At 70.6% G+C, this 8,833-nt stretch carries 10 protein-coding genes; 2 read left to right on the forward strand and 8 right to left on the reverse strand.

Annotated elements, in window-relative coordinates; genetic code table 11:
- Positions 1-73: 73 nt before the first annotated feature.
- The 8 genes from ACFV4F_RS37425 to ACFV4F_RS37460 are packed head-to-tail and all read right to left on the reverse strand — an operon-like array spanning position 74 to position 6,883.
- Positions 74-484 (reverse strand): metal-sulfur cluster assembly factor, encoded by a 411-nt coding sequence (locus tag ACFV4F_RS37425; protein ID WP_380444475.1) that lies wholly within the window; start codon positions 482-484, stop codon positions 74-76.
- Between the two features lie 22 nt (positions 485-506).
- Positions 507-959, reverse strand: coding sequence for a Fe-S cluster assembly sulfur transfer protein SufU (gene sufU, locus ACFV4F_RS37430; protein WP_380444473.1), 453 nt, complete (start codon positions 957-959; stop codon positions 507-509).
- 17 nt (positions 960-976) lie between these two features.
- Positions 977-2,236 carry a cysteine desulfurase gene (locus ACFV4F_RS37435; RefSeq protein WP_380444471.1) on the reverse strand — a complete coding sequence of 420 codons (1,260 nt, stop codon included), beginning with the start codon at positions 2,234-2,236 and terminating at the stop codon, positions 977-979.
- Complete coding sequence (gene sufC, locus ACFV4F_RS37440; protein WP_380444470.1) at positions 2,233-2,997, reverse strand: Fe-S cluster assembly ATPase SufC; 765 nt, start codon at positions 2,995-2,997, stop codon at positions 2,233-2,235. Before sufC ends, ACFV4F_RS37435 begins: the two co-directional genes overlap by 4 nt.
- 6 nt (positions 2,998-3,003) lie before the next feature.
- Positions 3,004-3,321 carry a bifunctional 3-phenylpropionate/cinnamic acid dioxygenase ferredoxin subunit gene (locus tag ACFV4F_RS37445; protein ID WP_329928500.1) on the reverse strand — a complete coding sequence of 106 codons (318 nt, stop codon included), beginning with the start codon at positions 3,319-3,321 and terminating at the stop codon, positions 3,004-3,006.
- A 5-nt stretch (positions 3,322-3,326) separates the two neighbouring features.
- Positions 3,327-4,556, reverse strand: coding sequence for a Fe-S cluster assembly protein SufD (gene sufD, locus ACFV4F_RS37450; protein WP_380498179.1), 1,230 nt, complete (start codon positions 4,554-4,556; stop codon positions 3,327-3,329).
- A 59-nt stretch (positions 4,557-4,615) separates the two neighbouring features.
- Positions 4,616-6,031, reverse strand: a complete 1,416-nt coding sequence (gene sufB / locus ACFV4F_RS37455; protein ID WP_380444466.1) for a Fe-S cluster assembly protein SufB — start codon at positions 6,029-6,031, stop codon at positions 4,616-4,618.
- A 9-nt stretch (positions 6,032-6,040) separates the two neighbouring features.
- Entirely contained in the window at positions 6,041-6,883 is an 843-nt protein-coding gene (locus ACFV4F_RS37460; RefSeq protein ID WP_380444464.1) for a helix-turn-helix transcriptional regulator, read from the reverse strand.
- A 163-nt stretch (positions 6,884-7,046) separates the two neighbouring features.
- Between ACFV4F_RS37460 and ACFV4F_RS37465 the strand changes: the two genes are divergently transcribed.
- Both ACFV4F_RS37465 and ACFV4F_RS37470 read left to right on the forward strand, forming a co-directional pair.
- Positions 7,047-7,976: an ABC transporter ATP-binding protein gene (locus tag ACFV4F_RS37465; RefSeq protein WP_380509530.1), complete on the forward strand. Its 930-nt coding sequence runs from the start codon at positions 7,047-7,049 to the stop codon at positions 7,974-7,976.
- Positions 7,977-8,017: 41 nt separating this feature from the next.
- Positions 8,018-8,737 (forward strand): ABC transporter permease, encoded by a 720-nt coding sequence (locus ACFV4F_RS37470; RefSeq protein WP_380509540.1) that lies wholly within the window; start codon positions 8,018-8,020, stop codon positions 8,735-8,737.
- Positions 8,738-8,833: the final 96 nt, after the last annotated feature.

Below are 8,833 nucleotides of genomic sequence, written 5' to 3' on the forward strand. Positions count from 1 at the left end.
CGGCGCCCCGCGGCGCCCCGGGCCCCCGCCGGGGGGCGCCGGGGGGGCGCGCCACGACGATCGACCAGCGACCTCAGACGTTGAAGCCCAGCGCGCGCAGCTGGTCGCGGCCGTCGTCGGTGATCTTGTCCGGGCCCCACGGCGGCATCCAGACCCAGTTGATCCGCAGGTCCTGCACCAGGCCGTCGGTGGCGGTCTTGGCCTGGTCCTCGATGACGTCGGTCAGCGGGCAGGCCGCCGAGGTGAGCGTCATGTCGATGGTGGCCACGTCGGACTCGTCGATGTGGATGCCGTAGATCAGGCCCAGGTTGACGACGTCGATGCCCAGTTCGGGGTCGACGACGTCCATCAGGGCCTCGGTCAGGTCCTCGACGGAGACGGTGCCGGCGGTGGTGCCGACGATCAGGCCGGTCGGCTGCTCCCCCGCGGCGGTGTCCGCAGCGGAGGCCGTGGCGTCGGCGGTGGTGGTGCTCTCGTCACTCATGGTTGGTCCTCCTCTGCTCGGGTCAGTCGTTCACGGCGGGGTGCTGGGCGAGCGCCTTGGCGGTGGCGTCCTTCCAGGCCATCCAGCTCAGCAGGGCGCACTTGACGCGGGCCGGGTACTTGGAGACGCCGGCGAACGCGACCGCGTCCTCCAGCACCTCCTCGTCGCCCTCGCCCTGGCCCTTGCTCTGCATCAGCTCCAGGAAGGCCTCCTGGACGGCCTGCGCCTCGCCCACGGTCTTGCCGACCACCAGGTCGTTCAGCACCGAGGCGCTGGCCTGGCTGATCGAACAGCCCTGGGACTCGTAGGACACGTCCACGACCTTCGCGCCGTCGAGCTTCACCCGAAGGGTGATCTCGTCGCCGCAGGTCGGGTTGACGTGGTGCACCTCGGCGTCGCCGTCCCGCAGCCCCTTGCCGTGGGGGTTGCGGTAGTGGTCCAGGATGATGTCCTGGTACATCGAGTCGAGCTTCATGTCCTGCGCCTGTCCCGTCAGCCGAAGAAGTTCCGGACGTGGTGCAGGCCGTCGATCAGCGCGTCGACCTCGCCCGGCGTCGAGTACAGATAGAACGACGCCCGCGTGGTCGCCGGAATTCCGTACCGCAGGCACACCGGCCGCGCGCAGTGGTGGCCGACGCGCACGGCGATGCCCTGCTCGTCCAGCACCTGACCCACGTCGTGCGGGTGGATGTCGCCGAGGGTGAAGGAGATCGCGGCACCGCGGTCCACGGCCGTGCGCGGGCCGATGATCCGCAGGTCCGGGACCTCCAGCAGGCGCTCGACCGCGTACTCGGTGATGGCGTGCTCGTGCGCGGCGATCTTGTCCATGCCGATCGACGACAGGTAGTCGATGGCCGCGCCGAGCCCGACCGCCTGGGCGATCGGCGGGGTACCGGCCTCGAACTTGTGCGGCGCCGGGGCGTAGGTGGACGAGCCCATGGTGACGGTCTCGATCATCTCGCCGCCGCCGAGGAACGGCGGGAGGTCCTCCAGCAGCTCCTGGCGGCCCCAGAGCACGCCGATGCCGGTCGGGGCCAGCATCTTGTGGCCGGTGAAGGCGACGAAGTCGGCCTCCAGCGCCTGCACGTCCAGCACCATGTGCGGCGCGGCCTGCGAGGCGTCGATGAGGACCAGCGCGCCGACCGACTGGGCCTTGCGCACGATCGTCTCGACCGGGTTGACGGTGCCGAGCAGGTTGGAGACCAGGGTGAAGGAGACCACCTTGGTCTTCTCGGTGATCAGCTCGTCGATGTTCGACAGGTCGAGCCGGCCCTCGTCGGTCAGCCCGAACCACTTGAGCTTCGCGCCGGTGCGCTGCGAGAGCAGCTGCCACGGGACGATGTTGGAGTGGTGCTCCATCTCCGTGATGACGATCTCGGAGTCGGCGTCCACCCGGTACGGCTCGTCGGCCCAGCCGAGCATGTTGGCGACGAGGTTGAGCGACTCCGAGGCGTTCTTGGTGAAGATCACCTCGTTGCGGCTCGGCGCGTTGACGAACGCCGCGACCTTGTCGCGCGCGCCCTCGTACAGGGCCGTGGCCTCCTCGGCGAGCACGTGCACGCCGCGGTGGACGTTGGCGTTGTGCCGCTCGTAGTAGGCGTTCAGGGCTTCGAGCACCTGGCGCGGCTTCTGCGAGGTCGCCGCGTTGTCCAGGTAGACCAGCGGCTTGTCCTCGTGCAGCACGCGCTGCAGGACCGGGAAGTCCTTGCGGATCGCGTCGGTGTCGAGCAGACCGGTCAGCGTATGGGTCACTCGGAAGCGCCACCCTTCACGTACGTCTCGTAGCCCTCGTTCTCCAGCTTGTCGGCGAGCTCGGCGCCGCCGGACTCGACGATGCGGCCGCCCGCGAACACGTGGACGTAGTCGGGCTTGATGTACCGCAGGATGCGGGTGTAGTGGGTCACCAGGAGGGTGCCGACCTCGCCGGTCGCGCGGACCCGGTTGATGCCCTCGGAGACGATCCGCAGCGCGTCGACGTCCAGGCCGGAGTCGGTCTCGTCGAGGATCGCGATCTTCGGCTTGAGGAGCTCCAGCTGGAGGATCTCGTGGCGCTTCTTCTCACCGCCGGAGAAGCCCTCGTTGACGTTGCGCTCGGCGAAGGCCGGGTCCATCTGGAGGGCGGCCATCGCCTCCTTGACCTCCTTGACCCACAGGCGCAGCTTCGGGGCCTCGCCGCGGACCGCGGTGGCGGCGGTGCGCAGGAAGTTGCTCACCGAGACGCCCGGGACCTCGACCGGGTACTGCATGGCGAGGAACACGCCGGCCTTGGCGCGCTCGTCGACGGACATCTCCAGGACGTCCTCGCCGTCCAGCAGCACGGAGCCGCCGGTGACGGTGTACTTGGGGTGGCCGGCCAGCGAGTAGGCCAGGGTGGACTTGCCGGAGCCGTTCGGACCCATGATGGCGTGGGTCTCGCCCTGCTTCACGGTCAGGTCGACGCCCTTCAGGATCTCGCGCGGGCCGTTCTCGGCGTCGACGGAGACGTGCAGGTCGCGGATTTCAAGGGTTGCCATGTGTACTCAGGACTCCTGGTTGACGGAGACGAGCACATCGTCCCCTTCGATCTTTACGGGGTAGACAGCGACCGGCTTGGTGGCGGGCAGGCCGGAGGGCTTGCCGGTGCGCAGGTCGAAGCTGGAGCCGTGCAGCCAGCACTCGATCATGCAGTCCTCGACCTCGCCCTCGGAGAGCGAGACGTTCGCGTGCGAGCAGGTGTCGTTGATCGCGAACACCCCCTCGTCGGTGCGAACCACGGAGACCGGCACGCCGTTGAGGTCGACGCGCTTGGGGACGTCCTCCTGGAGGTCGCTCAGCGCGCAGGCACGGAGGTAGGTCATCGGGGTCAGACCGCCGCTTCCAGCTCGGCCTCGATCTTCTCCATGAGCTGGTCCTGGACCTCGGCCACGCCGATCTGCTGGAGCAGCTCGGCGAAGAAGCCGCGCACGACCAGGCGGCGGGCCTCGTCCGCGGGGATGCCGCGGGCCTGCAGGTAGAACAGCTGCTCGTCGTCGAAGCGGCCGGTGGCGGAGGCGTGGCCGGCGCCGACGATCTCGCCGGTCTCGATCTCCAGGTTCGGGATCGAGTCGACCCGGGCGCCGTCGGTGAGCACCAGGTTGCGGTTGAGCTCGTAGGTGTCGGTGCCGAGGGCGGCGGCGCGGATCAGCACGTCGCCGACCCAGACCGCGTGGGCGTCCTTGCCCTGCAGCGCGCCCTTGTAGGCCACGTTGGACCGGCAGTGCGGCGTGTCGTGGTCGATGACCAGGCGGTGCTCGAGGTGCTGGCCGGCGTCGGCGAAGTAGAGGCCGAACAGCTCGGCCTCGCCGCCGGGGCCGGCGTAGTTGACCCGCGGGTGGAGGCGGACCAGGTCGCCGCCGAAGGTGACGACGACGGACTTGAACGAGGCGTCGCGGCCGACCAGCGCATTGTGCTGCGCGGCGTGGACGGCGTCGCGGTCCCAGTCCTGGACGGAGACGAAGGTGAGCTTCGCGCCGTCGCCGACCAGGAGCTCGACGTTGGCGGCGCGGGTGCCGGTGCCGACGTGGTTGAGCACCACGACGGCCTCGGCGAACGGCTTGACGTCGATCACCACGTGGGCGAAGCGGACCCCGCCCTCGGCGCGCACGTCGATCCGGACCGGCTCGGTGAGCACCGCGTCCTTGGGCACGGTGACGACCAGGGCCTGCTCGAAGGCGCTGAACGCCTGGGCGGCGACCCGGTCGACCGGCTTGCCGGCCTTGCCCAGGCGGGCGTCGTCGCGGCCGACGGTCTCGGCGGTGACGCCCTCGGGCAGCGCGAACTCGACCTTGTCCTCGCCCCGCTCGGCGGCGGCGGCGGTGCCGTCGTGCAGGCCGCCGAGGCGGTGCATCGGCGTGAACCGCCAGTCCTCCTCGCGGCCGGTCGGCACCGGGAAGTCGTTCACGTCGAAGGACGGCTTGACCGCGACGCGGGCGTCGATCGGCTGCTGGACCGTGGCCCGGCCGGTGCCGGGGCCGGCGAGCTGCGCGCCCGCACCGGCGGTGCCGACCTCGATCGAACCGGCGGTGGTGGAGCCGGTGGTGTTCTGCTCAGCCATGGCTGTTCGTTGTGCTCTCTTCCTCGGAATTCAATGGATGGCGGGTGCTCGGCCGGGGGTCAGCCGACCGCGCCCTCCATCTGCAGCTCGATCAGCCGGTTGAGCTCCAGCGCGTACTCCATCGGCAGCTCGCGCGCGATCGGCTCGACGAAGCCGCGCACGATCATCGCCATGGCCTCGAACTCGGTCATGCCCCGGCTCATCAGGTAGAACAGCTGGTCCTCGCTGACCTTGGAGACGGTCGCCTCGTGGCCCATGGACACGTCGTCCTCGCGGACGTCCACGTACGGGTAGGTGTCCGAGCGGGAGATGGTGTCGACCAGCAGCGCGTCGCACAGGACGTTGGACTTGGCGCCGTGCGAGCCCTCGCCGATCTCGATCAGACCGCGGTAGGAGGTCCGGCCGCCGCCGCGCGCCACCGACTTGGAGACGATGTTGGAGGAGGTGTTCGGCGCCATGTGCACCATCTTGGCGCCGGCGTCCTGGTGCTGGCCCTCGCCCGCGAAGGCGATCGACAGGGTCTCGCCCTTGGCGTGCTCGCCCATCAGGTAGACGGCCGGGTACTTCATGGTGACCTTGGAGCCGATGTTGCCGTCGACCCACTCCATGGTCGCGCCCTCGTACGCCACGGCGCGCTTGGTGACCAGGTTGTAGACGTTGTTCGACCAGTTCTGGATGGTCGTGTAGCGGCAGCGGCCGCCCTTCTTGACGATGATCTCGACGACCGCCGAGTGCAGCGAGTCGGAGGAGTAGATCGGCGCGGTGCAGCCCTCGACGTAGTGGACGTAGGCGTCCTCGTCGACGATGATCAGCGTCCGCTCGAACTGGCCCATGTTCTCGGTGTTGATCCGGAAGTAGGCCTGCAGCGGGATGTCGACGTGCACGCCCTTCGGCACGTAGATGAACGAGCCGCCGGACCACACCGCCGTGTTCAGCGCGGCGAACTTGTTGTCGCCGGCCGGGATGACGGTGCCGAAGTACTCCTTGAAGATCTCCGGGTGCTCGCGCAGCGCGGTGTCGGTGTCCAGGAAGATGACGCCCTGCTCCTCCAGGTCCTCGCGGATCTGGTGGTAGACGACCTCGGACTCGTACTGGGCGGCGACACCGGCGACCAGGCGCTGCTTCTCGGCCTCCGGGATGCCCAGCTTGTCGTAGGTGGCCTTGATGTCCGCGGGCAGGTCCTCCCAGGACTCGGCCTGCTTCTCGGTCGAGCGGACGAAGTACTTGATGTTGTCGAAGTCGATGCCGGAGAGGTCGGAGCCCCAGGTCGGCATGGGCTTCTTGCCGAACAGCTTCAGGCCCTTGAGCCGCAGGTTCAGCATCCACTCGGACTCGCTCTTCTTCGCCGAGATGTCGCGGACGACGTCCTCGCTGAGCCCGCGCTTGGCCGCGGCACCGGCGGTGTCCGGGTCGGCCCAGCCGTACTCGTAATTGCCGAGGCCTTCGAGCTCGGGGTGCGAAACGGTGTCAGTCATGCGAGCTTCCTAACGCGCGGACGCTGAATCTTCGGTGGACGTACCGGCAGTCGGCACTGCATCGGGACCCGGCCGCGCGCTGCGCGCGGCGGACGACGATGCGGCACCGGGTGCCGGCACATAGGTGGTGCAGACCCCGTCGCCGTGGGCGATGGTGGCCAGCCGTTGCACATGGGTGCCCAGGAGCTGGGAGAAGACCTCGGTCTCCGCCTCGCAGAGCTGGGGGAACTGCTCGGCGATGTGCGCGACCGGGCAGTGGTGCTGGCAGAGCTGGGCGCCCGCCGGGGCCTTCGCCGCGGCCGACGGGACCCGCCGCACCGTGGCAGCGTACCCGTCCGCGCTCAGCGCCTGGGCGAGCGCCTCGGTGCGCTCGGAGGCTTCGGCCGTTCGCAGGGTCTCCAGGTATTTCTGGCCCTGCTTGCCGAAGCGGGCGCGCGCGAAGGCGGCAACCGCCTCCTCGCCCGCCTTGCCGCCGCCCACCGAGTCGGAGATCCAGCGCAGCGCGTCGGCCGCGAGCTGGTCGTACGCCTGGTAGAAGGCGTCCCGGCCACCGTCGGTGAGGGCGAAGACCTTGGCCGGACGGCCCCGGCCGCGGCTGCCGTAGACCCGCTGGTCGCGGGACTCGACCAGGCCCGCGGCGGCCAGTCCGTCGAGGTGGCGGCGCACGGCGGCGGCGGTGAGGCCGAGCCGGGTCGCGAGGTCGGCGGCGGAGGACGGGCCGTGGTCCAGGATCGACCGGGCGACCCGGTCGCGCGTGGCGCGGTGGCCCTCCAGCAGCACCTCGGCCGCCGTCACGGGCACGTCACAGCCGGGGGCCGACTCGGCCTCCTGGTGCGTGGCGTGCTCGCGCATGTTTTTCACAACACCAGTGTTGCGTAATTACTTCCAACAGGACAAGCCGTGATCCAGGCCTCACCCGTGTCATCAGTCACGCAGGTAAGGCTTACCTGACCTGCAGAAACGATCACCGAGGCCCCGGCGGGGCCCGGCGTGAGGCCCTCTTAGACTCGCCGGTATGCACTCCGAACCCGCGGTCCAGATCGCCGGGCTGGTCAAGCACTACGGTGACAAGCCCGCGGTGGACGGCCTCGACCTCACCATCGAGCGCGGCGCGATCACCGCCGTCCTCGGCCCCAACGGCGCCGGCAAGACCACCACCATCGAGACCTGCGAGGGCTACCGCCGCCCCGACGCCGGCACCGTCCGCGTCCTCGGCCTCGACCCGGTCGCCCAGCACGCCGCCCTGCGCCCGCGGATCGGGGTCATGCTGCAGTCCGGCGGGGTGTACGCGGGCGCCCGCGCCGTCGAGATGCTGCGGCACACCGCCACGCTGCACGCCCACCCGCTGGACGTCGACGCCCTGGTCGAGCGGCTCGGCCTCGGCTCCTGCGGCCGCACCACCTACCGGCGCCTCTCCGGCGGCCAGCAGCAGCGGCTCGCCCTCGCCATGGCCGTGGTCGGCCGCCCCGAGCTGGTCTTCCTCGACGAGCCCACCGCCGGCCTCGACCCGCAGGCCCGCCGGGCCACCTGGGAGCTGGTCCGCGACCTGCGCCGGGACGGCGTCACCGTGGTCGTCACCACGCACCACATGGACGAGGCCGAGCAGCTCGCCGACCACGTCGCCGTCGTCGACCGTGGCAGGGTCATCGCCGCCGGCACCCCCGAGGAGCTGTGCCGCGGCGGCGCCGAGAACGCGCTGCGCTTCGACGGCCCGCCCGGACTCGACCTCGGCCCGCTGCTCAAGGAGCTGCCCGGGGGCACGGCCGCCATCGAGACGGCCCCCGGCAACTACCGCGTCGAGGCCGCGACCGTGGACCCGCAGCTGCTGGCCGCCGTCACCTCCTGGTGCGCGGCCTCCGGCATCCTCCCCGAGCGGCTCGCCGTGCAGCGCCGCAGCCTCGAAGACGTCTTCCTCGACCTGACCGGACGGGACCTGCGCTCGTGACCGACTACTCCCCCAGGCCGGGTGCGGCCCCCGTCGGCCGGATGCTGCTCGCGCAGACCGCGTTCGAGACCAGGATGCTGCTGCGCAACGGCGAGCAGCTGCTGCTCACGGTCGTCATCCCGACCGTCCTGCTGGTGCTGTTCTCCGCCGTCGACGTCGTCACGGTGGAGGGCCCCGGCAAGCGGGTCGACTTCCTGGCACCCGGTCTGCTGGCGCTCGCCGTGATGTCCACCGCGTTCACCGGCCAGGCCATCGCCACCGGCTTCGAGCGCCGCTACGGCGTGCTGAAGCGGCTCGGCGCGAGCCCGCTGCCGCGCTGGGCGCTGCTGACCGCCAAGACCGGCTGCGTGCTGGTCACCGAGGCGCTGCAGGTCGCGCTGCTGTCGGTGATCGCGCTGGCGCTCGGCTGGTCCCCGCACGGCGACCCGTTCTCGGTGGCCGCGCTGCTGGTCCTCGGCACGGCCGCCTTCTCCGGGCTCGGCCTGCTGATGGCCGGCACGCTCAGGGCCGAGGCGACACTGGCCGCCGCGAACCTCGTGTTCATCCTGCTGCTGCTGGGGGGCGGGGTGATCGTGCCGCTGACCAAGTTCCCGTCCGCCGTGCAGTCGGTGCTGGAGCTGCTGCCGATCGCGGCGCTCTCGGACGGCCTGCGGTCCGTCCTGCAGACCGGTGCAGGGGTGCCGTGGTCGGACCTCGGGATCCTGGCCGGCTGGGCCGTCGTCGGCCTGGCCGCCGCCGCGCGCTTCTTCCGCTGGGAGTAGTCCCGGCCGTCAACGCACGGCGCCCCCCGGGGCGGTTACACAAAACCCAGCCCCCCCGACACAAAGATATATCGGGTTGGGGGGGGGGGGGGGTGT

The organism is Kitasatospora sp. NPDC059722 (assembly GCF_042733235.1).
Lineage (GTDB): Bacteria > Actinomycetota > Actinomycetes > Streptomycetales > Streptomycetaceae > Kitasatospora.